Annotated in this window: 27 protein-coding genes; 22 read left to right on the top strand and 5 right to left on the bottom strand. The window is 41.8% G+C overall.

The window, feature by feature from the left end:
* The first annotated feature begins 171 nt into the window (after positions 1–171).
* The 5 genes from ACWODM_RS04755 to ACWODM_RS04735 are packed head-to-tail and all read left to right on the top strand — an operon-like array spanning position 172 to position 3,416.
* On the top strand, positions 172–630 hold the full coding sequence (locus tag ACWODM_RS04755; RefSeq protein WP_455320231.1) for a PTS sugar transporter subunit IIA: 459 nt from the start codon (positions 172–174) through the stop codon (positions 628–630).
* A 20-nt stretch (positions 631–650) separates the two neighbouring features.
* Complete coding sequence (locus tag ACWODM_RS04750; RefSeq protein ID WP_455320230.1) at positions 651–953, top strand: PTS sugar transporter subunit IIB; 303 nt, start codon at positions 651–653, stop codon at positions 951–953.
* A 40-nt stretch (positions 954–993) separates the two neighbouring features.
* Positions 994–2,343: a PTS galactitol transporter subunit IIC gene (locus tag ACWODM_RS04745; protein ID WP_455320229.1), complete on the top strand. Its 1,350-nt coding sequence runs from the start codon at positions 994–996 to the stop codon at positions 2,341–2,343.
* A 37-nt stretch (positions 2,344–2,380) separates the two neighbouring features.
* Positions 2,381–2,662 (top strand): hypothetical protein, encoded by a 282-nt coding sequence (locus ACWODM_RS04740; protein WP_455320228.1) that lies wholly within the window; start codon positions 2,381–2,383, stop codon positions 2,660–2,662.
* 1 nt (position 2,663) lies between these two features.
* Entirely contained in the window at positions 2,664–3,416 is a 753-nt protein-coding gene (locus tag ACWODM_RS04735; RefSeq protein ID WP_455320227.1) for a class II aldolase/adducin family protein, read from the top strand.
* A gap of 55 nt (positions 3,417–3,471) precedes the next feature.
* Here the strand turns inward: ACWODM_RS04735 and ACWODM_RS04730 are convergent, their stop codons facing one another.
* The gene (locus ACWODM_RS04730; protein ID WP_455320226.1) at positions 3,472–4,293 is read right to left on the bottom strand and encodes an NAD(P)H-hydrate dehydratase; all 822 of its coding nucleotides are present in this window, start codon (positions 4,291–4,293) and stop codon (positions 3,472–3,474) included.
* A 148-nt stretch (positions 4,294–4,441) separates the two neighbouring features.
* On the opposite strand from ACWODM_RS04730, the gene pepV reads away from it, so the two are divergent.
* Positions 4,442–5,854: a dipeptidase PepV gene (gene pepV / locus ACWODM_RS04725; protein ID WP_455320225.1), complete on the top strand. Its 1,413-nt coding sequence runs from the start codon at positions 4,442–4,444 to the stop codon at positions 5,852–5,854.
* Positions 5,855–5,944: 90 nt separating this feature from the next.
* On the opposite strand, the gene ACWODM_RS04720 is transcribed toward pepV, so the two are convergent.
* Together ACWODM_RS04720 and ACWODM_RS04715 are read right to left on the bottom strand one after the other, a co-directional pair.
* Positions 5,945–6,322, bottom strand: coding sequence for a PH domain-containing protein (locus ACWODM_RS04720; protein WP_455320224.1), 378 nt, complete (start codon positions 6,320–6,322; stop codon positions 5,945–5,947).
* 29 nt (positions 6,323–6,351) lie between these two features.
* Positions 6,352–6,690 (bottom strand): hypothetical protein, encoded by a 339-nt coding sequence (locus ACWODM_RS04715; RefSeq protein ID WP_455320223.1) that lies wholly within the window; start codon positions 6,688–6,690, stop codon positions 6,352–6,354.
* Positions 6,691–6,859: 169 nt separating this feature from the next.
* On the opposite strand from ACWODM_RS04715, the gene pepA reads away from it, so the two are divergent.
* From pepA to ytpR, 4 genes are all read left to right on the top strand, one after another.
* Complete coding sequence (pepA, locus tag ACWODM_RS04710; RefSeq protein ID WP_455320285.1) at positions 6,860–7,936, top strand: glutamyl aminopeptidase; 1,077 nt, start codon at positions 6,860–6,862, stop codon at positions 7,934–7,936.
* 117 nt (positions 7,937–8,053) lie between these two features.
* Complete coding sequence (locus tag ACWODM_RS04705; protein WP_455320222.1) at positions 8,054–8,365, top strand: thioredoxin family protein; 312 nt, start codon at positions 8,054–8,056, stop codon at positions 8,363–8,365.
* Positions 8,366–8,388: 23 nt separating this feature from the next.
* Positions 8,389–8,847 (top strand): universal stress protein, encoded by a 459-nt coding sequence (locus tag ACWODM_RS04700; protein ID WP_455320221.1) that lies wholly within the window; start codon positions 8,389–8,391, stop codon positions 8,845–8,847.
* 90 nt (positions 8,848–8,937) lie between these two features.
* Positions 8,938–9,549, top strand: coding sequence for a YtpR family tRNA-binding protein (gene ytpR, locus ACWODM_RS04695; protein WP_455320220.1), 612 nt, complete (start codon positions 8,938–8,940; stop codon positions 9,547–9,549).
* Between the two features lie 43 nt (positions 9,550–9,592).
* On the opposite strand, the gene ACWODM_RS04690 is transcribed toward ytpR, so the two are convergent.
* Complete coding sequence (locus ACWODM_RS04690; RefSeq protein ID WP_455320219.1) at positions 9,593–10,843, bottom strand: S1C family serine protease; 1,251 nt, start codon at positions 10,841–10,843, stop codon at positions 9,593–9,595.
* Between the two features lie 408 nt (positions 10,844–11,251).
* Between ACWODM_RS04690 and rlmH the strand changes: the two genes are divergently transcribed.
* Positions 11,252–11,731 carry a 23S rRNA (pseudouridine(1915)-N(3))-methyltransferase RlmH gene (gene rlmH / locus ACWODM_RS04685; protein ID WP_455320218.1) on the top strand — a complete coding sequence of 160 codons (480 nt, stop codon included), beginning with the start codon at positions 11,252–11,254 and terminating at the stop codon, positions 11,729–11,731.
* A 184-nt stretch (positions 11,732–11,915) separates the two neighbouring features.
* On the opposite strand, the gene ACWODM_RS04680 is transcribed toward rlmH, so the two are convergent.
* Complete coding sequence (locus tag ACWODM_RS04680; protein ID WP_455320217.1) at positions 11,916–12,662, bottom strand: CPBP family intramembrane glutamic endopeptidase; 747 nt, start codon at positions 12,660–12,662, stop codon at positions 11,916–11,918.
* 240 nt (positions 12,663–12,902) lie between these two features.
* Here ACWODM_RS04680 and ACWODM_RS04675 point away from each other — a divergent pair, with 240 nt between their 5' ends.
* From ACWODM_RS04675 to ACWODM_RS04625, 11 genes are all read left to right on the top strand, one after another.
* Entirely contained in the window at positions 12,903–13,193 is a 291-nt protein-coding gene (locus tag ACWODM_RS04675; protein WP_455320216.1) for a hypothetical protein, read from the top strand.
* A gap of 11 nt (positions 13,194–13,204) precedes the next feature.
* Entirely contained in the window at positions 13,205–13,450 is a 246-nt protein-coding gene (locus ACWODM_RS04670) for a hypothetical protein (protein WP_455320215.1), read from the top strand.
* Between the two features lie 156 nt (positions 13,451–13,606).
* Complete coding sequence (locus ACWODM_RS04665) at positions 13,607–14,572, top strand: D-isomer specific 2-hydroxyacid dehydrogenase family protein (RefSeq protein WP_455320214.1); 966 nt, start codon at positions 13,607–13,609, stop codon at positions 14,570–14,572.
* A gap of 146 nt (positions 14,573–14,718) precedes the next feature.
* Complete coding sequence (gene glpK / locus ACWODM_RS04660) at positions 14,719–16,230, top strand: glycerol kinase GlpK (RefSeq protein WP_455320213.1); 1,512 nt, start codon at positions 14,719–14,721, stop codon at positions 16,228–16,230.
* A 19-nt stretch (positions 16,231–16,249) separates the two neighbouring features.
* Complete coding sequence (gene glpO / locus ACWODM_RS04655) at positions 16,250–18,079, top strand: type 1 glycerol-3-phosphate oxidase (protein ID WP_455320212.1); 1,830 nt, start codon at positions 16,250–16,252, stop codon at positions 18,077–18,079.
* The gene (gene truA, locus ACWODM_RS04650) at positions 18,066–18,806 is read left to right on the top strand and encodes a tRNA pseudouridine(38-40) synthase TruA (RefSeq protein ID WP_455320211.1); all 741 of its coding nucleotides are present in this window, start codon (positions 18,066–18,068) and stop codon (positions 18,804–18,806) included. Before glpO ends, truA begins: the two co-directional genes overlap by 14 nt.
* A gap of 194 nt (positions 18,807–19,000) precedes the next feature.
* A complete protein-coding gene (ade, locus tag ACWODM_RS04645; protein WP_455320210.1) occupies positions 19,001–20,740 on the top strand; it encodes an adenine deaminase in 1,740 nt (579 codons plus the stop codon).
* A 109-nt stretch (positions 20,741–20,849) separates the two neighbouring features.
* Positions 20,850–21,779: an FAD:protein FMN transferase gene (locus ACWODM_RS04640; protein WP_455320209.1), complete on the top strand. Its 930-nt coding sequence runs from the start codon at positions 20,850–20,852 to the stop codon at positions 21,777–21,779.
* Positions 21,780–21,899: 120 nt separating this feature from the next.
* Entirely contained in the window at positions 21,900–23,417 is a 1,518-nt protein-coding gene (locus ACWODM_RS04635) for a DUF1846 domain-containing protein (RefSeq protein WP_455320208.1), read from the top strand.
* 160 nt (positions 23,418–23,577) lie between these two features.
* Positions 23,578–24,849: an extracellular solute-binding protein gene (locus tag ACWODM_RS04630; RefSeq protein ID WP_455320207.1), complete on the top strand. Its 1,272-nt coding sequence runs from the start codon at positions 23,578–23,580 to the stop codon at positions 24,847–24,849.
* A gap of 56 nt (positions 24,850–24,905) precedes the next feature.
* Positions 24,906–25,814, top strand: coding sequence for a carbohydrate ABC transporter permease (locus ACWODM_RS04625; protein WP_455320206.1), 909 nt, complete (start codon positions 24,906–24,908; stop codon positions 25,812–25,814).

Genomic DNA, 25,814 nt, shown 5'->3' with positions numbered 1-25,814 from the left:
CTTGTTTTTCAATAGAAAATCCCAGAAAATAAATTTTTGATTTTTTGAAAGAAAGCGTTGACAAAGTTCGAGTTTGATAATATGATGTGAATGTAAAACAAAATATTACATAAACGAACTTTTGATAAAACAAAATTTTACAAAAGTGAACAAAAGGAGGGGAGTAGAAAAATGGAATACAAAGAAATGTTTCATCCAGATTTAGTAGATTTGTCATTGAAAGTATCTTCTGAAGAAGAAGCTTTTGAAGTAATCGGTGGACGACTAAAAGAATTAGGTTATGTCAACGATGGCTACTTATCTGGAATAAAAGAACGTGAAAAATCATTTCCAACGGGTTTGATCACCCAGTATTTGAATATTGGCTTACCGCATTCTAATACAGAATTTGTTGAGAAAGCATTTATTTACATTGTTCGTTTGGAAGAAGAGGTTACTTGTTATCAAATGGGAGACAGTCGTGAAATGCTGGTTAAAAACTTGTTCTTTCTAGGAATCAAAGATGGAAAAAATCAAGTAGGGTTGTTGCAAGCGTTCATGGACTTGTTCATGAATGAGGAGTTCGTTCAAAAATACAAATCAGTTGAAACACCAGAACAAGCATATCAATTATTTGTAGATAATATTTAATTATTTAGGAGGAAAACAAAATGAAAAAAAGATTGATCGTAGCATGTGGTAGTGGAGTAGCAACAAGTCAAACAATTGCAAGTAAGATCCAAAGCAAATTTGAAGAAGACGGCATTGATTACCCAGTAGATGCAGTGGATTACAAATCAATTTCAGGTGAACTGCCAAGCTCAGGAATCTACGTTTTTGTGGCTCAGCCGGATGAAGAAGTTTTGGCGCAAGCAGAAGAATTAGGAATCAAAGTATTCCCAGGAGTTCCTTTCATCACAGGTATGGGTATGGACGATATCTATGATCAAATCGTAGAAGCAACAAAAGAATAATTTCTTATAGTAAGTATAGAAAAGAAAAGAGGTAAGCAAAATGGAAGTATTTTCAAGTGTCATTAACTTTGTCTTAGGATTGGGATCCGCTATTTTCGTTCCATTAATCATCTTGATCCTAGGATTGCTTGCCGGTATGAAACCCGGCAAAGCATTCATGTCTGCTATCACATTAGGGATCGCCTTCACTGGGATGTCAATGGTTATCGGATTCATGGGTAATGCTGTAGGACCAGCATCAGAATCATTAGCAATGAACACAGGAATCAACTTGCCTGCTCTTGATATGGGTTGGACAAGTGCCGCAGCGATCACTTGGTCTTGGAGTTATGCATTCATCTTTTTCGCGGTTACGATCGGTGTGAACTTTGTCATGTTGGTGTTGAACTGGACGAAAACGTTGAACGCAGATATGTGGAACGTTTGGGGTAAAGCTTTAACAGCTTACTTGGTTTACTTTGTTACTGGTAATCTAATTGCTGGTTTCATCACAGCAATCGTTCAAGTTGTTCTAGAATTGAAGCTGGGAGATATGTTCCAGCGTCATATTCAAGATTTAACGGGTATTCCATTGGTAACAGTGACTCACTTTATGACTTCAGCAGCAGTCCTATTATTGCCACTAAATATGTTGATGGATAAAATGCCAATCTTCAACAAACGTGCAGATACCAATGCATTGAAGAAAAAAATCGGTATGTTCTCAGAAAACTCTGTGATGGGTTTCATCATTGGTTTAGGTCTAGGTTTGGCAGCGGCTTACGGCGTGTCAGGTTCATTGAATTTGGCGATCCAAGTAGCAACAGCCTTATCATTATTCCCAACGATCTCTAAACTATTCATGCAATCTCTATCTCCATTAGCAGATGCAATGTCAGAATTCATGAAAAAACGTTTCAAAGACCGCGAAGTATTTATCGGTTTAGACTGGCCAATCTTAGCTGGTCGTTCAGAAGTATGGGTAACAGCGATCCTTTTGGTTCCAGTATTTATCGGTTATGCGATCATCTTGCCTGGAAACCAAGTATTGCCTCTAGCAAGTATCATCAACTATTCAATCGCTGTTGGTGGTTTACTGTTAACTGGTGGTAACTTGGCTCGTATGTTAGTGATGGGTGTGATCACCATGCCGATCTACTTGTACGGTGCAACTTACTTGGCGCCGATCTTAACTGGTTTGGCAAGAAGTACAGGTACTGTTGCAGAAGTTGGTGATGGTCAATCGATCACTTGGGCTTCTATTGAAGGACCTGAATTCAGAATTTTATTTGCTGAAGCATTTAACGGCAACTTCCTGGCGATCGCCGGAGCTGTCATCTTCATCGGTTTGTTCTACTTATTGAACAAATACATGAATAAGGCAGAAGTACCAAGTAAACGTTACGAATAAGATAAAAATATAAAAAGCTAAAAGCGGGGAAAAGAAAATGACAAAACAAGAAAATCAAGCAAGCAAGGTTAAATACATGTTACTACTTTTCCTTGCTTTGGGACTTTTTATCCTGGCCTTATACACAGGTCAACTCATGTTAAACGTCGTTGTAATGGGCTTGGGAATCTATATTTATAAAAATGGTAATCCAATCCTATTTAAAGAATACAATGAAAAACGCAAGAAGCAGTTAGAAGAATCAAAAATGGTTCAGGAAGCTGTGAAAGAAACGATCCAATCAAAAAAACTTTTTACAAAAAATAAGGGGGACGCATAAAATGTCTGATGGACGTATGATGTTTGAAAGAGAAAGAGAAGATATGGCAAGAGTCGTGAAACTGATTTTTTCAAGAAAGTTAACGAACGTAGCTGGAGGAAATTTTTCTTTCAAAGCAACAGATGAAAACGGTAAAGACTATATTATTATGACACCAACCATGATGTCAGAAGCATATTTAGGTGATTTAAGTGCGGCTCAAATTTTAGTTGTTGAACCACATACAAGAAAAGTTGTCAGTGGAATCGGTAAATTGACTCGCGAAATCAACATGCATGAAGCTATGTATGATACAAATCCTGAGATTAAAGCTGTCTTACATGCGCACGCTCCTAATGCAATGTTCTGGGCAACAGCAGAATTACCAATGCCTAACTTGACAGAAGCAACCCAAAAAGTCGGCGCGATTCCTGTACTGGACTTTGCTCCAAACTGTTCAGAAGAATTAGCAGGTATCACAAGCAGCTACATCAAAGAAAACAACTTATCCATTCCACATATGTTGTTATTGGACAGCCATGGTGTGCTAATCAACGCAACCGGTGATTCAGGAATGATGGCGATTCACAAAGCCTTGGCTATTCTGGATACAGTAGAATGGAATGCTGAGATCGCTTATAAACAAGCGGTATTCCAAGCATTGGGAATCACAGATGGTTTCTATTCTAAAGGTGAAAAAATCGGTACTTTAGAAGATTTGAAAAATGGAAAAGCAATTTACAACAAAGCAAAAATCGCTGCTGGCGGAGACTAATCCGCTTAGTGAGGCAAAGAGAAGGAACTGTTCCGGTTGGAGCAGTTCCTTCTTTTTACTTTTGAAATTTCCACATCCAATAAGGCAAGGCAGCACTAATTTCAGTCGGCAACACGACATAACGATCTTTAGCCAACTGATCACCGATGTAGCTGTGAAGGTAGACTGCAGCGTGGATCGTTGACATTTGCTTCGGAAATTGTGCAAGAAAACCAGAGATTATTCCGGCAAGGGTATCTCCGGTGCCACCAGTCGCCATACCGGGATTTCCTAAAGGATTTTGAACAGGTTCTTGTTGGCTGTAAATCTCTGTTTGATGACTTTTTAAGACGATTGCGGCTTTTAAGGAGCGTTGTATTTTCTGGTTATTTAACTCTGATTGATTCTCGATTGCCAGACCACTCAGTCGCTGCCATTCTTTTTGATGGGGAGTGAAAACGACCTGTTGGGGTTCTCTTAACGAAAGTCCATGCTCAGCCAGTAGCGTAATTGCTGATCCGTCAATAACCAGCCATTGCTTTTCCTGTTGAGCCAAGACGAAAAGCAAAAGCTCTAGCTGTTCTTGTTCCAATCCTAAACCAGGTCCGATCAAACAGACGTCCGCGGTACTCAAAACAGTCTGGATCAGTTCTTCGTTGTGCCAATCAACGACCATTACTTCTGGAAGTCTAGCATGTAGTGCCGTATGATTGACGGGATCTGTCACGACGGTCACTAAGCCAGCACCAGACCGGACACAGGCTTCGGCTGCCATAATGATTGCGCCGCCATACTGATGATTGCCGCCAACAAGTACCACACGGCCAAAGGTGCCTTTGTGAGATTCTTTGGGGCGGACACGGATCATTGATAAACATTCTTCGGTCAATTGTTTCATCTGAATCCATCCTTTGGGTTCTTTTTTTCCATTATATGCTTTTTTTCAAAGAATGAAAAACCTCTCAGAGTTCCGCATCAAAACTTTTTCACTTTCCCAAGTAGAAGTGGTATCATGGAACATGTGAATACGAATTGGAGGGAATCAAATGACAATTGACTGGCAAAAAGAAGTCGAAGCACGTAAAGATGATTTACTGCAAGATTTGATTGATTTATTAAAAGTAAAAAGCGAACGCGAAGATGATAAAGTAACTGCGGATGCGCCTTTTGGACCAGGACCTCGTGATGCCTTACTGCATATGCTGGCATATGGCGAGCGTGATGGTTTTACGGTAAAAAATGTAGATAATTATGCTGGACATATCGAGTTTGGCGAAGGCGATGAAACATTGGGAATCTTTGGCCACATGGACGTAGTACCTGCTGGCGACGGCTGGGATACCGATCCGTATCTTCCTGTGATCAAAGACAATAAAATTTTTGCCCGTGGTTCTTCCGATGACAAAGGACCAAGTATGGCTGCTTACTATGGTATGAAAATCATCAAAGAATTAGGCTTGCCGATCTCTAAAAAAATTCGTTTTGTCGTTGGAAGCGATGAAGAGAGCGGTTGGGGAGATATGGACTATTATTTTGAGAAGGAAGAAAAACCAGACTTTGGCTTTTCACCGGATGCAGAGTTTCCGATCATCAATGGTGAGAAAGGGAATGTTTCCTTAGCACTTCATTTGGAAACGGGCAATACCGGTAGCTATACGCTGACAAGCTTTGCTTCAGGCTTGCGTGCCAACATGGTTCCTGGTGGAGCAAAAGCAACAGTTAGCGCACCAGATACTGAAAAAGCCGCAGCTTTGGCAAAAGAGTTTGCAGCGTATACAGAGAATCAACCGATTACTGGTACAGCCAGTGTAGAAGATACTACGGTGACATTGGATGTCGTAGGTAAAGGTGCACATGGTGCCAGCCCTCAAAGTGGGATCAATGCAGCAACATTCCTAGCGGGCTTTTTGGATGGGTATGATTTTGCTGGTGGTGCGAAAAACTTCCTTCATGTGACAGGTGCTTACTTACATGAAGACTTCTATGGTGAAAAACTGACGGTTGCCTATGAAGATGCAAAAATGGGCAAATTAACGATGAACGCAGGTCTGTTCGATTTTGATGCAGCGCAAGAAAAAGCCTTTATCAATTTGAATTTCCGTTATCCGCAAGGGACAACTTTGGGAAAAATCGAAGCGGCTTTGAACACAGCAATCGGTGAATACGGTGTAACTATTAGCGTTGAACCTCATCACATGACGCCACATTATGTTCCTCAAGAAGATCCATTGGTAGCGACATTATTGTCTGTCTATGAAGATCACACCGGAGAAAAAGGCTTTGAACAAATCATTGGTGGTGGTACCTATGGACGCTTGTTGAAACGCGGTGTTGCTTACGGTGCGATGTTCCCTGGATATACTGATACAATGCATCAGGCCAATGAATTCATGGATCTTGACGATTTGTTCCGTGCAGCAGTAATTTATGCAGACGCGATTTACCGTTTAGCAAAGTAAATGTTGGAATAAAATAGAAAAGTGCCTTGTCACAGAAATTTTGGTGACAAGGCACTTTTCTACTTCGATCACAGTCCCAATATAAGTTGCTTACAAAGTAGCCATTGCTAGCGCTTTTTGTACTTGGGTGATATTTTTGTCTTTTCTGAATTGCAGGGTTTCTACAGGTTCTGTATCGCTGGAGATCCAAATTTTTAGTTCTGCATCTAAGTCAAAGTGTCCAGAAGTTTCGACGCTAAATCTTGAGATGCTCTTGTAAGGATAGGTCTTATATTCACTTTTCTTTCCCGTGACACCTTGCTTGTCGACGACGATCAACCGATAATCGGTGAAAACGATCAAATCACGAACCAGTTTATAGGCCAAGTCGATTTGTTCATCCGGCATCAGGACATCTTCCAGCTCTTTTTCGACTTTTGGGTGTTTCGCTTCGATGGCATTGCCCATCAATCCATTGAATAATCCCATATTTTTCCCCTCATTCCTTTGACTAAAGTTCAGGCGATCGAACGCTGAATATCCAGAACCGTTCCTGTGTTGGTATCAGCTAAAAATTCGTACATCACGAGTTGCCCGTCTTCCATCCGTGTGATCCCACCACTGTAGGCATCCGAATGCACAGCGAATTTTCGTACAGGCTGTTTTTCAAAGGTGATCCAAGAACCTTCGATCGGCCCTTCTTTTTGAAAAGCTCTTTTTACTGTATCTAGGACGTCATCTGCTCCCAGTGCATTTCTATTTTTGACCCAAACGGCTGCAGTGATTCCACTGACAAGACCGATTCCTGCACCAATCATTAAACCAGTTTTAAAAAGATCCAACTGTTTCTTTTCCATTTAAGGACTCCTCTCTGTACAAAACGATGTAATTACTGTTTATTTTACCATAGAATAGAAAAAATCGAACGGGAAATCTTTCAACTTCCGTGATTTGCGTTATAATTAAGAGGATACTGATGAGTTAGAAGAAGGAGGCTAGGTTTGACGATTGTCAAACGACCAGATGATGCAAGAAAAAACATTTCAACGAATCAAAGAATTAACAGAACTTCAAGGGACGAGCGGATTTGAGCACGAGGTTCGTGCTTACATGCGTCAAGCAATGAGCCCTTTTGTAGATGAAGTACAGCAAGACGGACTGGGTGGTATTTTTGGAATCCGTCATCATGAGCAGGAGGATGCACCAAGAGTTATGGTTGCTGCTCACATGGATGAAGTTGGTTTTATGGTCAGCCAAATCACGGATCGTGGTTTATTCAAGATCATTCCATTAGGTGGTTGGAATCCTTATGTTGTTTCTGCGCAAAGATTTACTCTAAAAACAGCCAAAGGAGACTATCCATGTATTTCTTCCTCGATTCCTCCCCATTTATTGAGAGGAACTGCGGGGCAAAAAACAGTAGAAGTTTCTGAGATTTTGTTCGATGCAGGATTTGACTCTCGTGAGGAAGCAGAAAGCTATGGCGTGCGTCCAGGTGACACAATCGTGCCTCAGGTAGAGACGATCCGAACAGCTAACGGAAAAAACATTATCTCTAAAGCCTGGGATGATCGTTATGGCTGCACGGTGGTACTAGAAGCATTGGAAGCTTTAAAAGATGAAAAACTGGCACACACACTGATTGCTGGTGCGAATGTACAGGAAGAAGTTGGATTGCGGGGAACAAAAGGTTCTGTCAATAAATTCAAACCAGATTTATTTTTTGCAGTTGACTGTTCACCAGCCGATGATACGGTCACAAAAAATGGGACATTTGGTCATTTAGGTGAAGGAACATTGATGCGTATCTATGATCCAGGTATGATCATGCTGCCACGCTTGAAAGAATACTTGTTGGACACTGCAGCAACACACAACATTCCCTTCCAGTACTTTGTTTCCAAAGGGGGAACGGATGCCGGTGCCGCCCATACTTCGAATGAAGGCATCCCAAGTGCCGTTATTGGTGTACCAGGCAGATACATCCACACGCATCAAACGATGTTCAGTATCGCAGACTTTGAAGCTGCACGAGAAATGCTGATTCAAACCTTGCGTGGACTAGATGCAAGCACGATCCACACGATCGTTGAAGGCAAATAAAGAAGAGCTGTCCGTTGTGGGCAGCTTTTTTCATTTAGATGAATTGGCTGGCCGGAACAGCGAAATTGTCGCAAAAATGATATACTAAAGATAACAAGAGAGAAAGCAGGCGGTCAGATGATCATCCCAAAAAATTTAGAAGAACTTGCAACGTATGTCGAAAATGGAGCCAATGTATTTTTCTTTACAGCAGACTGGTGTGGCGATTGTCAGTTTATCAAACCGGTGATGCCTGAGATCGAAGCTGATTTTCCAGAGTATCAGTTTGTGCAAGTAGATCGTGATGAATACATCGATGTAGCGTCAGAATGGCATATTTTTGGTATTCCAAGTTTTGTCGTGATCAAAGACGGAAAAGAGCTTGGACGTTTGGTCAATAAACAACGAAAGACAAAAGAAGAAATCGAGACATTTCTTCGGAATCTATAAAAAACTTAGAAAGGATGAGAGACATGGAACATACCTATCAAACGATTCTAGTCGGTATTGACGGTTCCAATCAGGCAAAGGAAGCTTTTGAAAAGGCAGTAGAAGTAGCCAGAAGAAACCAGGGAAAAGTGATCGTGGCAACAGTGATTGAACCTCAGACAAACACAACGATGGGCTATGCGCCTTTAGTTGAAAGTATCGTGGAGATCGAGGAACGCAATGCGAAAGAAATGATCCAAGAAGCCAAAGCATATGCCGCTTCGGTAGCCTTTGATGCGGTTGAAGGAGTTGTAGCCTTTGGTTCTGCCAAAACGGCACTGTCCAAAGAATTACCCAAAAATTACGGAGTAGACCTGATTATGGTTGGCCAGTCGGGACTGAATGCGGTGGAGCGTTTCATTACAGGGAGCGTAGCTAGTTACATCATCCGTGAAGCCAAATGTGATGTGCTAGTAGTCACACCAAGCAAGGAAGTTGAATAAGCCTTTTTATAAAAAAATTGCCATGAAACGTGTGCAAAAAGCAAAAATTTGTTAAGATAGTTGTCGAAATGAATTTTAGGAGGAACGCAAGTGATTTTTGCATACAATCCCCAGCATGTGGGAGATACTTTATTGGTGATCACAGACAATGATCAAGGACTGGAACAAAGCGTAGAACGTAAAGAGAATGTGGCACGCATCCAAACAGAAGACGGTCGTGTCGTTGGTTGGAACTTTTTCCATATTTCTGAAGCAATCACATTGGAAGGAAACGGACAGGTGACACTCTCTGATGAGCAAGTTGCAACATTGAATCAATTGATGGCTGCCGCAGGTTTTGCAGACCAGTTGACAGCAGATCATGAAGCAAAATTCGTTGTCGGCTTTGTTAAAAGCTGCGAGCCACATGAAGACAGTGACCATTTATCGATCACAGAAATCGAAGTCGATGGTGGAGAGACATTACAAATCGTTTGTGGTGCACCAAACATTCGTAAAGGGTTAAAAGTCGTCGTCGCAAAACCAGGAGCGATGATGCCGGACGGAATGATGATCTGGCCGGGTGAATTGCGAGGAGTGGCCAGCTACGGAATGATCTGTTCAGCCAAAGAGTTGAAATTACCAAACGCACCAATGAAACGCGGTATTTTAGAATTGGGCAACGAAGCCGTGGTCGGAGAAGCCTTTGCAGTAGGAAAGTAAATAAAAATGAGCTGGCAGCTGCCAGCTCATTTTTTGTTTAAAGTTATTGTTCATTCAATGCGGTTTGATCTAGAGTCAGTTCTACAGATACGGTTTGTTCTTCATCGCCTCGATAGAAAGTCAGCTCCATGATGTCACCGACAGATTTTTTATACAAAGCTGCTCGTAGTTCTGTGGCACTGGTGATCTCTTCACCGTCAACTTTAGTGATTACATCGTATTGTTGCAAACCAGCTTTTTCAGCAGGTGTCGCACTTTCAACATAACGCACCACGACACCGTTGACCACAGAAGCAGGTACCTCTAGTACACGTTCTTGCTGTTGGGTAGAGACTTCACTCAAATTCAGCATAGAGATGCCTAATGCTGGACGAATAACGCTACCGCTATCTTCTAATTGTTGAATGATATTGGTCACATCGTTACTTGGGATCGCAAAGCCCATACCTTCCACACTCACACCAGAGCTAGAAGAGGTAGCTATTTTGCTTGAGTTGATCCCGACGACTTGTCCAGCGACATTGACCAATGGACCACCAGAATTCCCAGGATTGATCGCGGCATCTGTTTGGATGGCATTGATGCTGATTTCTTGTCCCGATTCATTGACATTTTGAACCAATCGATTCAAGGAAGAAATAATTCCTTGAGTCACAGAGTTCGCATAGTCAGAACCAAGAGGAGAGCCGATTGCGATTGCTGGTTCACCAACTTTTAAAGAAGTAGAGTCACCGAATGTTGCGACGGTGTCAACCTTGTCGCCAGCAATTTTCAAGACAGCTAAATCTGTGTAAGCATCCGTTCCGATCAATTCTGCCTGTACTTTCGTCCCGTCTTTTAAGACCACTTCTAACCCTTCTTGACCTTCAACGACGTGGTTGTTGGTAACGATATAAGCATCGTTGCCATCCTTTTTATAAATAACACCACTTCCTTCGCCTGTTGGCTGTAATTCAGAAGAATCATTTTGCTGTGTTTCAAATGGACTGCTCCATTGACTTTGCGTGCTCGTTTGTAAATTGATGACGGATACCACCGCATTTTGTACTTTATCCACCGCATTTGTAATGTCACTGTTGACATTGACCTTCACATTACTTATTTCTGCATCATTGTCGATCGTTTGTGTGCTTTCAGCAGTCAAGGGCTCAACGACAGATGAATTGAAACCATCTGTTGCATAATAGATACCACCGATACTTAACATACCGCCTAAGACACCACCTAAAAGACCAACACCAAATTTTTTGAATGAACCATTATTTTTACGAGGTGTAACATCTTTTCTAGCCATAGCTATTTTCCTCCATTTCTTTTCCTTCTCATAAATAGTATAATATCAATTTCTGAATTTAGTCTACTGCGAGATTTTGAAAAAAATATGAAGAAGATACGCAAAAAAATACGCAAAAGCGTGAAAAATTCTTTTTTCCACAAGAATTGTGTAAAAAAAGTGTGAAAATCTATAAGATTTTTATCCACAAAGTTGTGGATAAAGTGGATAACTAAGCGTGAGAACCTACGTTCTTATCAAAAAAGTTGATAAAAAAGGCTTTTTCACACAAAATTCTGTGGATAAACCTGTGTATAGTGTGTATAACTCTGTTGAAAATAAGAGGATAAGTAAAAAAATAAATCTTGAAGCGAATTTTGGCTTCGTTCCATGTATAATAAAAAACGAAGAAGACAAAGGAGCAGAAATATGAATATCAAAATTATTACGGTGGGTAAACTAAAGGAAAAATATTTGGTTCAGGGAATCAATGAGTACGTGAAACGCTTGGGCGCTTACGCAAAAATACAGTTAGTGGAAGTTCCTGATGAAAAAGCACCGGAAAATCTTAGTGAAGCCCAGATGCTGCAGGTCAAAGAGAAGGAAGGACAGCGGATCTTAGCCAAGATCAAGGATCAGGAATACGTTTATGCGTTGGCGATCGATGGAAAAAATCCCTCCAGTGAAGCATTCGCTCGTCAGATTGATCAATTAGGCATCCAAGGGAAAAGTCAGTTGGTTTTTGTGATCGGAGGCTCCTTGGGCTTGAGCGAGGAAGTCATGAGACGGAGCAATGTGCAGATATCCTTTGGAAAAATGACCTATCCACATCAGTTGATGAAATTGATTTTGGTGGAGCAGATTTACCGGGCCTTTCGGATCAATAAAGGGGAACCTTATCATAAGTGAGGATGACCGAAAGTATCGCAAGTTATGTCATTTGCGAAGCAACAGGTGTTGTGTGTTTCTTCTCAGACTAATGAGAAATAAATTTGAAAAATAGGGTGATGACATTGAGTTGTCATCACCCTATTTTTGCTTAAAAGCACTTGTCGCTTTCATCTAAACTTTAAGCTGGAGACAACTGGATTGTTTAGAAAAAAATTCCAGAGGATAAAAGAAAAATACTTAATCCGTGAGCCAATGTTGCTGAGATTATTCCGTATTTTTCATATAAGACTGCACAAATAAGCCCTTCCCAAAAAGTAAAAATCAGAATAATCGTGCCTAAATCGGTCACTGTAAAAGCTAGAAAGATGTGTCCTATTGAAAAGAATAATGCGGACAACAAGACTCTCTTTAACATACGAATACTTTGTTTTTGCAAGTAGTTTTGAAAATAACCTCTAAACAGTATTTCCTCTAAAAAATTTCCTAAAAGAGCAAATACAATAAGTGGTAATAACATTTCTAAGGGTACGCTGTCATTTTGTTGAGATACCGATGTCCAAAAAGAAGTCATTCTAAATGGAAACACAACAACAAAAGAGGACAATATACCAACAAGAATGTCTTGGAACTTTGAGTAGTTGGAAAACCATTTTAAACTGGTTTTTAAATTCTTATCAGTTCGATATAAAACTAAACTGACAACAAGAGAAGTAAAACCAAGTACAAGGAGAACTAGCGGATCATTTATAAAGCGTAACGTGAGCGTATTATTAGTAAATCCGAATTCCCAAAATCTCAGTGGTGTCATGGTATCTCGCATTAAAATAAAACCGAATAAAAGTAGAAACATCCTAATAACAATCTCTTTTTTTGGTAAAAGAAAATAACTAGTGCTTAAGATGACTAAACCAGGAAAAATACGTACACTATATTCAAATAATTGCTCCATCAATCAACTCTCCTTTTTATTAGTTTTTTATTATACCATTCATTTTAGTTAATCTAATACGAAAGGTGGAAATACTGCTTTGATAATAAAAACTAATCTATTTTAAAACTTTCTAAAACATATTAAGAAAAGCTATAATTCTCTGAAACACTCATACACAAACATTCACAAGTGCTATTCTTAAAGTAAAGACCTTGTTATTCATCATTCAAGGATTATTTAAGTGGAGGAGTGTCGTCAATGATTGGGTTGGTACTTGTTGGCATGCTGTTGATCATGCTATTTTTTTGGTGGAGCTTTTTTAAAAAGCAATATGTTTGGTTGGCACGGTCTCTGGGGATCTTCTTGATCATTAGCGGGATTATCATTTTCATCTATAAAACGAGCGTTCCTCATACGGATTTGAGCAATGAGGAATTAGGTGGTGTGAAGCTTGGAGCGGAGATTGCGGATAGTCAGATTCAGCCAATTGAAGGGAACACTCTTTATGTGGCGTTGAAAGAGCAGCCAGATCTTCATTTAATAGTATGAAAAATCATCGAGTGAAGGAACTATCAACGCCTTTTTACACAGCAGATGAATCGGTACAAACACAGCGAGGAATCGGCTTGGGAGCAAATTTCGTAGAGGTGGTGAACCAATACGGTGAAGGTTTTCGAAGAATGCCGTTTGTCGAAGAGTTTTCCACAGGGATCACTTATTATGATCGCGAAAATAATCAAAAGCTGTCCTTTTATTTCGACAATGACGAGGAAGGCAGCTGGCTCAGCTATATAAGTTTTCGATAATATACGTGTATTAGAAATCTTTGCAATAAATTAACTGCAGAGGTTTCTTTTTTGATGTACTCATATTCAACAACGATAAATGAAATCCGTGTGCTCGGGAGTCTGAAATATTTTGTGATATACTTCAAGAGAAAGAAATAATTGGGAGGAATTGTCTTGAAGATTTTTGTTTATAATCTACGTGAGCATGACGAAAAAGCATATTTCGATCATTTTTGTAAGAGCTACGATTGCGAATATGCCTACACAACAGAATACCCTACGCTGGAAAATGTCTATTTGGCAGAAGGCTGTGATGCCTTGAATATCATTACCAGCAGAATGGACGCGCCGCTACTGGAGGCTTTTCAGGAAATTGGGATTAAATATATCACGACTCGAACGATTGGCTATGATCATATTGATGTAGAAAAAGCTGAATCACTGGGAATGAAGGTGGCCAATATCAGTTATTCGCCAAACAGTGTGGCCAATTATGCCATCATGCTCATGCTGATGAGCTGCAGAAACATCACGCATATCTTAGAAAGAACCAAATTGCAAGACTATACGTTAAAAGGAAAAATCGGAAAAGAGCTCAGCATCAGTACCGTTGGAGTCATTGGAACGGGAAAAATCGGACGGACGGTGATCGAGCATTTGCAAGGCTTTGGCTGTAAAATCCTTGCCTACGACAAATATCCAAATGCTGAATTAGCCAAAATAGTTGAGTATGTAGAGCTGGATACACTTTTGGGAGAAAGTGATATTCTGACCTTGCACGCCCCATTGACTGAGGAAACTTATCATTTGATTGATGAACAGTCGATTGCAAAAATGAAAGATGGTGTGATTCTCATCAATACAGCAAGAGGTGGTTTGATCGATACCACCGCATTGATCAATGGATTAGATCAACATAAAATCGGCTATGCTGCTTTGGATGTACTTGAAAAGGAAGACGGCTTGTATTATTTTGATCGAATGAATGAGCCGATCGGAAATCATGAATTGGCTATTTTAAATGCATATCCTAATGTGATCATTACGCCTCATACGGCTTTTTATACCACCCAAGCAGTTTCTGATATGGTAGAAAATTCGATCAAAGGAATAGTAGCATTTATGGAAGAAAGTGAGTAAGTGTCGAAAGTATGGACACTAACGTTTTAATAACATCGAGAGCGTTTTCTTTTCCGTTGCCAAGGAGGGAATTCTCGCATATGATTGAAGTATTAGCAACAATCACAAGAAGCTCTTTGTGATGGGAAGCCAAAGGAGAGAGAAACATGACAGACATGGAAAAGAAATATATTATGGCGATCGATCAGGGAACGACTAGCTCACGGGCCATCTTGTTTGATAAAAAAGGCAACAAGATTGGTGCCTCTCAAAAAGAATTCACGCAACACTTTCCTCAATCGGGCTGGGTGGAACACAATGCCAATGAAATTTGGAATTCTGTACAGTCTGTGATTGCAGAAGCCTTCATCGAATCAGGGATCCGTCCAGAAGAAGTAGCGGGGATTGGGATCACGAATCAGCGTGAAACGACGGTCGTCTGGGAAAAAGCGACCGGACGGCCCATTTACAATGCGATCGTCTGGCAGTCACGCCAGTCAGCAGACATCGCAGACCAGCTCGTTCGTGACGGTCATCAAGGGATGATTCATGCCAAAACAGGTCTGGTTGTCGATGCCTACTTCTCAGCAACCAAAGTTCGTTGGATCTTGGATCATGTGGCACATGCACAAGAGCGGGCAGAGAAAGGTGAACTACTTTTTGGAACGATTGATTCTTGGTTGGTCTGGAAATTGACGGACGGCGCGACGCATGTGACGGATTATTCGAATGCCAGTCGTACGATGCTGTACAATATTCACGACCTCAGCTGGGATGAAGAGATCCTTTCTTTACTGAATATCCCCAAACAGATGCTTCCTGAAGTAAAAAGTAATTCAGAAATTTACGGACAAACCAAACCCTATCACTTTTACGGAAGTCAAGTACCGATCTCCGGGATGGCTGGTGACCAACAGGCGGCATTATTTGGTCAGATGGCTTTTGAGCCTGGAATGGTCAAAAATACTTACGGCACAGGTTCCTTTATCGTCATGAATACAGGGGAAACACCTCAGCTTTCAAAGAACAATCTGTTGACAACGATCGGTTATGGCATCAATGGGAAAATCTATTATGCTTTGGAGGGAAGTATTTTTGTAGCGGGTTCCGCGATTCAATGGCTGCGAGACGGCTTAAAAATGATCGAGACTTCTCCAGAATCAGAAGAGATCGCCGGACAAGCTAGTGGAGACAATGAAGTGTATGTGGTACCAGCCTTCACCGGTCTAGGTGCGCCTCATTGGGATTCAGATGCTCGCGGTGCTGTTTTTGGTTTGACCCGCGGAACGACCAAAGAAGATTTTGTAAAGGCAACGCTACAATCGATCGCTTACCAGTCCAGAGATGTCCTAGATACGATGAAAAAAGATTCCGGTATCGATATTCCTCTATTAAAAGTAGATGGTGGCGCAGCAAAAAACAAGCTGTTGATGCAGTTTCAGGCAGACATTTTGGACATTCCTGTTCAAATAGCCGCCAATCTTGAAACCACAGCATTAGGTGCCGCTTACTTAGCTGGCCTAGCTGTAGGATTTTGGAAGGACTTGGATGAGTTGAAAACGATGCTTGAAGAAGGCGAGATCTTATCACCGAAAATGCAGGATGAAGAACGCGAAAAACTCTATGAGAATTGGCAAGCAGCGGTAAAAGCAACCCAAGCCTTTAAACCTCGAAAATAGCAGAAAGTGGTGGAATACCATGACCTTTTCATTCGAAACAAGAAAACAGAATATCGAACAGGCAAAAGAAAAGAAACTTGATCTCTTGATCATCGGTGGAGGGATCACCGGTGCTGGAGTGGCGGTTCAAGCTGCAGCTGCGGGCATGAAAACTGCTTTGGTAGAAATGCAGGATTTTGCAGAAGGCACTTCTTCTCGCTCGACCAAGCTGGTTCATGGCGGACTGCGGTACTTGAAGACTTTTGATGTAGAGGTCGTTGCAGATACGGTCAAGGAACGGGCAATTGTGCAAAGGATCTCCCCTCATATTCCTAAAGCCGATCCCATGCTGTTGCCAATCTATGGAGAAGCTGGAGCGACCTTTACGCTGTTTTCTTTGCAACTAGCGATGGATCTCTATGACCAGTTGGCAGAAATCACAGAAACTGCCAGTGCGAACGTTCTTTTAACCAAAGCAGAGATCCTTGAAAGAGAGCCAGACTTATGTCCAGAAAATCTGGAAGGTGGCGGTGTCTATCTGGATTTTAACAACAACGATGCCCGATTGGTGATCGAAAATATTAAGCAAGCACAGGTAGACGGTGGCTTGATGATCAGTCGCGCAAAGGTCATTGAGCTCTTGCATGATGTTTCTGGCAAAGCAATCGGTGCTGTCGTGGAGGATCAGCTGTCAGGTGAAACCTTCATGATTCAGGCTCGGGTGATCATCAATGCGACAGGTGCTTGGTCGGACGAGCTGAGACGATTGGATCATACGAACGATCTGCCTCCACAAATGCGCCCAACCAAAGGCGTACATCTAGTGGTAGATCGCAGCAAACTCTCTGTTTCGCAACCCATCTATTTCGATACAGGAAAAAACGATGGACGCATGATCTTTGTGGTTCCCCGTGGAGAAAAGACCTATTTTGGAACGACCGATACAGATTATCAGGGAGAGCTTGAACAACCACGTGTCGAGCCAAGCGATGTCGATTATTTATTGGCGGTCGTCAATCATCGTTTTCCTAAAGCGCAGCTCACGGTGCAGGATATTGAAGCAAGCTGGGCAGGCTTACGGCCATTGATCGCCAGCAACGGCGGCTCTGACTACAATGGCGGCAGTCAGAAAACAATCACCGAAGAAAGCTTTCAAAAAGTCGTGGCGGCAGTCAAAGAATACGTGGCTCACCCAGAGACTCGTGAAAAAGTAGAAAAAACCATTCTCGAAGCCAAAGCATCGAGTGGTGGAACCAATCCTTCACAAGTCTCCCGTGGCAGCAGTTTGACTATTTCCCCAAATGGTTTGCTGACGCTAGCTGGTGGGAAACTCACCGATTATCGTTTGATGGCGGAAGGTGCCATACAAAAAATACAGGAAATTTTAGCCAATGATTTTCAAAGAAACTATTCACTGATCGATTCAACAGAATATCCCGTTTCTGGTGGACACATTGATCATCAGAAGGTTGAAGAAGAACTGGCTCGTTTGGCAAAATTAGCCAAGGAAAAAGGCTTGAGTGAAGACGATGCCCGCTATTTAGCTCATCTTTATGGATCGAATCTGCCCACCGTCTTAACTTATGAAGAACCTGTGACAGGTTTGTCTGTAAGGGATAGCTATTCATTGAATTACGCCTTGTACGAGGAGGCAGTCTTGACGCCGACTGATTTTTTGATGCGACGCACAAATTTTCTGTTGTTCATGCGTGGCGAACTGGATCAAATCAAAGAACCAGTGATTGCAAAAATGAAGAACTTCTTTCAGTGGACAGAAACAGAGACAGAAGGATATACTGCAGACTTAGAAACAATCATTACAGCATCTGATTTGAGAGAGATAAAGGAGCAAATACATGAGAAACATTAAATTAACGATCGAATACGATGGCAAACGCTATTTAGGCTGGCAACGACTAGGTGATTCGGACAAAACGATCCAAGGCAAAATCGAGAGCATTCTGAAACAAATGACGGGAGAAGAGATTGAGATCACCGGCTCTGGTCGAACCGACTCTGGTACCCATGCCAGAGGACAAGTAGCAAATTTCAAGACCGAGCATTCGATGGCACGTGCAGAGATGCTTGATTTTTTGAATCGTTATTTGCCACGTGACATCGTAGTGAAGAAAGTAGAGGAAGTACCAGAACGTTTCCATGCTCGTTACAATTGTGTGGGAAAACAATACAGTTACTACGTTTGGAACGAGCAGATACCAACTGTTTTCGATCGCAATCACAGTTTCCATGTTCCAGAGAAGCTAGACTTGGAAAAAATGGAGGAAGCCTGTCAAAAATTGATCGGCACACATGATTTTATCGGTTTTTCGGCTTTGAAGAAAACTAAAAAATCTACGGTAAAGACGATCAACGAATTGTCGATCAAAAGAGAAGGCGGCATGTTGTGTTTTACTTTTAAAGGTGATGGCTTCTTATATAAAATGGTCAGAATCATCATGGGCACGATATTAGAGATTGGTGCTGGCAAGATGCCAGTGACGGTTATCGATGAGATTTTTGAAAACAAGATCAGAAAAGATGCGGGAGAAACCGTTCCAGCACAAGCTTTATTTTTGGATGAAGTGTATTATCGGTGAAAAAAATAGTCAAGTGGAGATTGCTATTCAGTAGGATGGCAATCTCTTTTTTAGTTGTCGAGGGTTTGTATTTACCCTACCTTGTCTTTTTAATCTAACCGATATATAATATTTTTGGATTGAAAAAAATAACTATTTCAGAAAATCATTTCATGAATGTTCGTGTAAAACAAAGATGAAGGAGTTAGTCAAAAATGGATAAAGCACAACTTACCAACTTGATCGATGTCGCAGCTGGCAGAAAACCAGCAGACTTGGTGTTAAAAAATGGTGTGATCATCGATGTGTATCAAGGAACGACACTAACAGGCGATGTGGCAATCGTAGATGGAAAAATCGCGGGCATCGGGAGTTCGTATGAGGGCAAAGAAATCCGTGATCTAAAAGGAAAATATATTGCGCCAGGCTTGATCGATCCTCACATCCACGTCGAGTCTTCTTATGTGACACCAGAGGAATTTGGTCGTCTCCTTGTCCCACATGGAACCACGACTGTTTTAGCGGATCCGCATGAGATCGTCAATGTCGCAGGTTTAAAAGGCTTGGACTACATGATCGACGCAGCCAAGAACACAGCTTTGGATATCCAGTATATGCTGCCATCCTGTGTGCCGGCAACGACGATGGAAAATGCTGGTGCAGTCTTGCAGGCTGAAGACATGATTGCTCCTTTAAAAGAAGGCAAAGCAGCTGGCTTGGCAGAGTTTATGGACTTTCCAGGTGTGATCCAGGCGCAAGAAAAAGTGATCGATAAATTATTGGTAGCCAAAGAATTGAACAAACGGATCGACGGACACAGCCCGATGGTATCTGGGAAAGAGCTGAATGCGTATATCGCTGCCGGTGTTGAAAACGATCATGAATGTTCGACCGTTGAGGAAATGCAAGAACGATTGTCACGAGGCATGTATGTCTTTTTACGTGAAGGCTCAGTTACACAAAACCTACGAACCTTGCTTCAAGGAGTGACACCGCGTAATAGTCATCGCTGTACACTTTCGGGCGATGATGTTCAGGCGAAAACGATTCTGGAAAACGGGCATATCGACAACAGTATTCGGATTTGTATCGAAGAAGGTATCGATCCGATTCAAGCGATCCAAATGGGAACGATCAACACTGCACAGTGCTGTCAATTGCGAGATCGAGGAGCAGTTGCTCCAGGCTTACAAGCTGACCTGATCATTTTTTCTGATTTACAAAACTTCACCGTAGAGCAAACCTACATCGAAGGGAAACTTGTGGCTGAAGACGGAAAATACGTCGGCCCATTTGCTCGTGCGGAGATTTCAGCAGTCCAGTCTAGCGTTCATATTGGCGACTTTTCTGTAGACAAGCTAGTGCTGCCTTTAACTTCGGATAAAGCTCGAGCAATCGGTGTGATCCAAACCGAGGCATTGACCAATGAGGCGATTGTTTCTGTTAAACGTGATCCAGCAGGAAACTATGTTTATGATGAAACACAGCCGGTGGCCAAAATCGCTGTAATCGAACGTCATCACAACACCGGCAATGTGTTTGTTGGTTTGATCAAAGATTATGGCATCCAAAAAGGAGCAATCGGTCTTTCGATCGCTCACGATTCACACAATCTGATCGTTGCCGGAACGAGCGATGCAGATATGGCCATCGCCGTTGAAAAATTAAAAGAGCAAGATGGTGGTGTCGTCTTGATCGAAAATGGGGAAGTTCTGGCAAGCATGGCATTGCCGATTGGCGGCTTGATGAGTGACCTCACCGGAGAAGAGATTGCAGCACAGCAGGAAAAAGTCAATCAAGCAGCGCATCAGAGATTAGGTGTTGCCGAAGATGTGGACCCGATCATGACTTTAGGCTTTATGTCATTGGCGGTCATTCCTAACTTAAAAATCACCGATGTCGGTTTGGTCGATGTCACAAAATTTGAATTTGTTCCGGTTTCGGTTGAAGAATAATTAGCTAGACGCTTGCTAAATGCAGGCGTCTATTTTTTTCGGAAATATTTTTCCTAGCCAGACAATCTGTTATGATAGAAGTAATGAAAAAAAGAAGCGGAGTATCTATATGAAAGAAGCAAGTCGGACAATCCAACTGATGGGAACGACGATCCAGCTCTGGATTCAGCATGTGAATCCAGAACCCTTGGCTGAAGAAGCGGTTCGTCGTCTCTATGATTATGAACAGCGATTCAGCGCCAATCGTCCCTCACATTTAATGACGATCAATCAGCAGGCAGGCAAAAGATCAGTCAACGTGGAGGCGGATTTATTGGAGCTGATCCGTATTGGAAAGCAGCACAGTTTACCACGAGACAGTTTCTTGAACATTGCGATCGGGCCCTTGACGCAAGCCTGGCATATTGGTTTTCAAGATGCGGTTCGTCCAAGCGATACACAGATCAAAAAACTGCTATCCTGTATTGATCCAAATAGAATCGAGATAGACGAAGAGCAGCAAACGGTCTTTTTGCAGGAGAACATGTCGATCGATCTCGGAGCCTTGGCCAAGGGATATTTTGCCGATCAGCTGCTGGATTATTTTAAATCACAAGACGTGCAATCAGCGATGATCGATCTGGGTGGCAATGTGCTCGTTTACGGAGACGCGCCCAATCGTGAAGATACATACTGGCGTGTGGGAATCCAAAATCCTTTTCAACCTCGAGGGAATTTTGTTGCGGCGTTGAAAGTGAAGAATCAGTCGGTCGTGACTTCCGGTATTTATGAACGAACCAATACATTTGACGGCCAAAAATACCATCATATCTTTGATCCTCACACTGGTTATCCAGTCGATACGCAAATTGCGAGTGTGACCATTGTTTCAGAACATTCGATTGACGGCGAGATTTGGACAACTCGTTTGTTTGGTCACTCTGCGGAAACGATTTTGACGACACTTGATCATGTAGCAGGGGTAAATGGCTTGGTGATCACGAAGGAAGGGCATGTGTATTATTCTAAAGAATTAGCGGAGCAAATCATTCAAAATTGAAGACAGAGATTTTACAAATAGCAGTTGTATATTTTGTTTTTTTCTGTTTCAATAGTACAAGAGAATTTTTTGCTTTTACAGCTAGTGAAAGAAGAGTTAATTTAGATGAGGGGTTCGACAATGACGAGAAAAATGGGATTTGATCCACAGAAGTATATCGAAGAACAGTCCAAATACATTTTAGAGCGTGTCAATAATTACGACAAATTATACTTGGAATTTGGTGGGAAATTGATCGGTGACATGCATGCAAAACGTGTATTGCCAGGCTTTGATCAGGATGCAAAAATCAAATTGCTCCATAAATTAAAAGACAAAACAGAAATTATCATCTGTGTGTTCGCGGGAGATATTGAGCGCAACAAGATTCGTGGAGACTACGGAATTACTTACGACATGGACATTATGCGTCTGATCGATGAATTGAGTGATTATGAGTTAGCAGTGAACAGTGTCGTTATCACACGTTACAGTGGGCAGCCGTCCACAAAGATTTTTATCAATAAACTGAAGCAACGCGGAATCAAAGTGTTTACTCATCGGGAGATCGAAGGCTATCCAGTCAATGTCGATAAGATCGTGAGTGACGAAGGTTTTGGTCAAAATGAATTTATTCCAACGACTAAACCAATCGTGGTCGTGACTGGACCGGGAGCCGGAAGCGGGAAGTTGGCAACTTGTTTGAACCAGCTTTACCATGAAAGCCGTAACGGTAATACAGGCGGGTATTCTAAGTTTGAAACCTTCCCTGTTTGGAATGTGCCGTTAAGACATCCACTGAATATTGCCTACGAAGCCGCAACGGTAGATTTGAAGGATGTCAACATGATCGATTCCTTCCACTTCGATCATTACGGAGAAGTAGCCATCAATTACAATCGTGATATGGAATCTTTCCCAATTATTAAGCGGACGATCGAACGGATTACGGGTCGTGAATCTGAGTTCCATTCACCGACAGACATGGGGGTCAATCGTGTCGGCTTCGGCATTATTGATGACGAGGTTGTGCAAGAAGCTTCGAAACAAGAAATCATTCGTCGTTATTTTGAAACAGAGTGCAGTTATAAAAAAGGAACAACCGATCGCGATACGTTGAAACGCAGTCAGATCATTATGGAAGAAATCGCTTTGCGACCAGAAGATCGCCCGGCTGTCCAACCAGCGCGGGAGTACGCGGAGCAATTAAAGCAATCAGATGATTGGGATCAAGAATTCACACCATCCGTTGTTGCTTTGGAGCTAACAGATGGTCAAATCATCACGGGTCGAGCGTCTGAATTGATGGATGCCAGCGCCTCAGCGATTTTGAACACCATCAAGAAGCTGGCAAATATTGCCGATGAAATCTTGCTCTTGTCACCTAATATTTTAGAGCCAATCCAAAAACTGAAGACGGACGAGCTTTCCGGTCGGATCACTTCACTGAATACGTCAGAGATTTTGATTGCTTTGTCGATCAGTGCGGTCACCAATCCAACCGCTCAATTAGCTTATGCACAATTCAAGAAACTCAAAGATGCGCAAGCTCATTCAACAGTCATTTTAAATAAAGAGGATGAGCAAGTATTACGCAATCTAGGAATTTCCTTCACTTGCGATCCCATCTTTTCGTCTAAAAATCTCTTTTATGTATAGTAGAACAACGCCTAAACTTTGTGATAAGTTTGGGCGTTTTTTTATCGGATGATACAAATTATGGAGGTTTCATAAAATTTACAAAATTAAATTGACATCCGAAACGTTTCGGATTATACTTGTAAATGAGTTAAGCGCTTACAAAACAGGAGGGATAGAGATGAAAAAATTGTTAAAACGTTTTGGGATCGTCGGAATGTCATTAGGTGTGCTGGTAGGTTTGACAGCCTGTTCTTCGGGTGGTGACACTGCAGGTAGCGGTGAAGATGGCGACAGTGATGTCACATTGACCGTGGGTTTTTGGAAGGGTGATTCTACCTCGGAAGATTCTGCACGTAAGAAAGCATTTGATGCATTCACTGAAAAAACAGGAATTGAAGTAAAAGAAAAAGTTTACAATGATTATGAAACACAGTTGATGACCGACTTAGTTGGCGGTACGGCACCAGATGTCTTTTATGTAGATGCTTCTAATTTACCAAGTTTGACTGCACAACAAATTTTAGAGCCATTGAACAGTTTTATTGATGAAGAAGAAAATTTCAATCAAGAAGATTTCTATGAGCCGATCTTCAACGCTTTTGTCGAAGATGGCAGTGTTTATGGTGTTCCCAAAGATTACTCGACACTAGGCTTTTATTACAATGAAGAATTACTGGGAGAAGCTGGTTTGAGTGTGGCGGATATTCCGACAAACTTCGAAGACTTGGAAGGCTTCTTGACAACATTGAAAGAAGAGCTGCCAGATGTACAGCCAATGGTCTTCTCACCATTACTTGCTAGACAAATGTATATTGCACAATCCAATGGCGGTAAGATCGTCAATGAAGATGGCACGGCCAACTTGGATGATCCGCAAGTTATTGAATCTTTGGAACCATTGGTAGATCTTTATGAAAAAGGTTTGGTCCGTTCAGCTGACGATTTAGGTGACGGCTGGCCGGGAGATACTTTTGGACGTGGTGGTGCAGTGATCAGTGATGAGGGTGCTTGGATGGTGTCTCACTTGAAGACAAACTTCCCGGATCTTCAATGGGGTGTGACAGAAGTACCAACGATCAATGGTGAAAAAGGCAATATGGCCTTTACTGTTAGCTACTCGATGAATGCGGCAACAGCCCACAAAGAGGAAGCATGGCAGTTGATCAATCATTTGACCAACGATGCGATGAAAGATTATGCAGAAGAAGCGTCTGTACTTCCATCAAGAAAATCAGTAGCAGAAGAGTTGAATATCGACTCTGACGAGATCATGGCATCTTTTGCTGAAGCTGCGAACTACGCAACAGCCTGGCAGGATGGCCCGAACTTGACATTGATTGCTTCTCGTTATGAAAATATGTTCCCTTCCGCATTAAAAGGGGAGATGTCTCTTGAAGAAGCATTAAAAGAAGCTACTGAATCGGCAAATCGTGACATTGACAATCAATAAACAAACTAATTGGCGATGCAGGAATTTTTCCTGCATTGCCTTAAATTTTAAAAGGGGTGAGTAAGTTGAAGAGATACGGGGAGAAGATACAGGGAGTGCTTTTTTCACTTCCAGCTGTCATCATACTTGTAATATTTACACTACTGCCAATCATTTATTCTTTTTACCTGTCATTCAATAAGGTGAACTTAGTTGGCGATGTGACCTATGATTTTGTGGGCTTGAGAAATTATATTACAGCTATTCAGGATCCACGTGTGATCATTGCAATGAAAAATACGATGAAATATGTTCTGTTCGTTGTGCCAACACAAACGCTGTTGGCGTTGCTGCTAGCATATATTCTGAATTCCGGAATCAAATTTCAAAATAGTTTTCGTACGATGTTGTTTCTGCCAACGTTAACTTCAAGTTCGGCATTGACGATGATCTTTATGTTTTTATTCAGTGTCAATGGTCCGATCAATAAATTTTTAGTGGCAGGCGGGATTCTGGATGCACCGATCGGATTTTTAAATGAAAGCTCGACGGTGCTGTATGCGATTATTGTGATGAATGTCTGGTCGACCGTCCCAATGTTTATGACGATCTATCTTGCAGGTCTGCAGGATATTCCGAAAACGATGTACGAAGCAGCCGAGATCGATGGGGCAAACGCCTTTCAGAGACTGACCAAGATCACGGTTCCCCAGCTAGTACCTGTAACGAATTATATTTTAATGGTTGGCTTGGCGTCTACCTTCCAACTATTTGACCAAACCTATATCGTTTCAGGAGGATCAGGGGGGCCCAACAATGCAACGCTGACGCTGTCTTTGATCATTTATCAATACGCATTCAAGACATTTGGAACAATGGGCTATGCTTCAGCGATCGCCGTTGTTTTGACACTCTTTATCTTTGTGGTCACGATGATCCTAAGAAGATTCAGTAATGAGGATGTTACTGGGGAAGGAAGGATTTAA

The organism is Enterococcus olivae (assembly GCF_053760925.1).
The sequence above is the reverse complement of the archived record's forward strand: the minus strand, read 5'-3'. Positions and strand labels throughout refer to the sequence as shown.

Coding starts and splice junctions, on each gene's coding strand:
- ACWODM_RS04755 (WP_455320231.1), top strand. CDS start 172: ATGGAATACAAAGAAATGTTTCATCCAGATTTAGTAGATTTGTCATTG.
- ACWODM_RS04750 (WP_455320230.1), top strand. CDS start 651: ATGAAAAAAAGATTGATCGTAGCATGTGGTAGTGGAGTAGCAACAAGT.
- ACWODM_RS04745 (WP_455320229.1), top strand. CDS start 994: ATGGAAGTATTTTCAAGTGTCATTAACTTTGTCTTAGGATTGGGATCC.
- ACWODM_RS04740 (WP_455320228.1), top strand. CDS start 2,381: ATGACAAAACAAGAAAATCAAGCAAGCAAGGTTAAATACATGTTACTA.
- ACWODM_RS04735 (WP_455320227.1), top strand. CDS start 2,664: ATGTCTGATGGACGTATGATGTTTGAAAGAGAAAGAGAAGATATGGCA.
- ACWODM_RS04730 (WP_455320226.1), bottom strand. CDS start 4,293: ATGAAACAATTGACCGAAGAATGTTTATCAATGATCCGTGTCCGCCCC.
- pepV (WP_455320225.1), top strand. CDS start 4,442: ATGACAATTGACTGGCAAAAAGAAGTCGAAGCACGTAAAGATGATTTA.
- ACWODM_RS04720 (WP_455320224.1), bottom strand. CDS start 6,322: ATGGGATTATTCAATGGATTGATGGGCAATGCCATCGAAGCGAAACAC.
- ACWODM_RS04715 (WP_455320223.1), bottom strand. CDS start 6,690: ATGGAAAAGAAACAGTTGGATCTTTTTAAAACTGGTTTAATGATTGGT.
- pepA (WP_455320285.1), top strand. CDS start 6,860: ATGCAAGAAAAAACATTTCAACGAATCAAAGAATTAACAGAACTTCAA.
- ACWODM_RS04705 (WP_455320222.1), top strand. CDS start 8,054: ATGATCATCCCAAAAAATTTAGAAGAACTTGCAACGTATGTCGAAAAT.
- ACWODM_RS04700 (WP_455320221.1), top strand. CDS start 8,389: ATGGAACATACCTATCAAACGATTCTAGTCGGTATTGACGGTTCCAAT.
- ACWODM_RS04690 (WP_455320219.1), bottom strand. CDS start 10,843: ATGGCTAGAAAAGATGTTACACCTCGTAAAAATAATGGTTCATTCAAA.
- rlmH (WP_455320218.1), top strand. CDS start 11,252: ATGAATATCAAAATTATTACGGTGGGTAAACTAAAGGAAAAATATTTG.
- ACWODM_RS04680 (WP_455320217.1), bottom strand. CDS start 12,662: ATGGAGCAATTATTTGAATATAGTGTACGTATTTTTCCTGGTTTAGTC.
- ACWODM_RS04675 (WP_455320216.1), top strand. CDS start 12,903: ATGATTGGGTTGGTACTTGTTGGCATGCTGTTGATCATGCTATTTTTT.
- glpK (WP_455320213.1), top strand. CDS start 14,719: ATGACAGACATGGAAAAGAAATATATTATGGCGATCGATCAGGGAACG.
- glpO (WP_455320212.1), top strand. CDS start 16,250: ATGACCTTTTCATTCGAAACAAGAAAACAGAATATCGAACAGGCAAAA.
- truA (WP_455320211.1), top strand. CDS start 18,066: ATGAGAAACATTAAATTAACGATCGAATACGATGGCAAACGCTATTTA.
- ade (WP_455320210.1), top strand. CDS start 19,001: ATGGATAAAGCACAACTTACCAACTTGATCGATGTCGCAGCTGGCAGA.
- ACWODM_RS04640 (WP_455320209.1), top strand. CDS start 20,850: ATGAAAGAAGCAAGTCGGACAATCCAACTGATGGGAACGACGATCCAG.
- ACWODM_RS04635 (WP_455320208.1), top strand. CDS start 21,900: ATGACGAGAAAAATGGGATTTGATCCACAGAAGTATATCGAAGAACAG.
- ACWODM_RS04630 (WP_455320207.1), top strand. CDS start 23,578: ATGAAAAAATTGTTAAAACGTTTTGGGATCGTCGGAATGTCATTAGGT.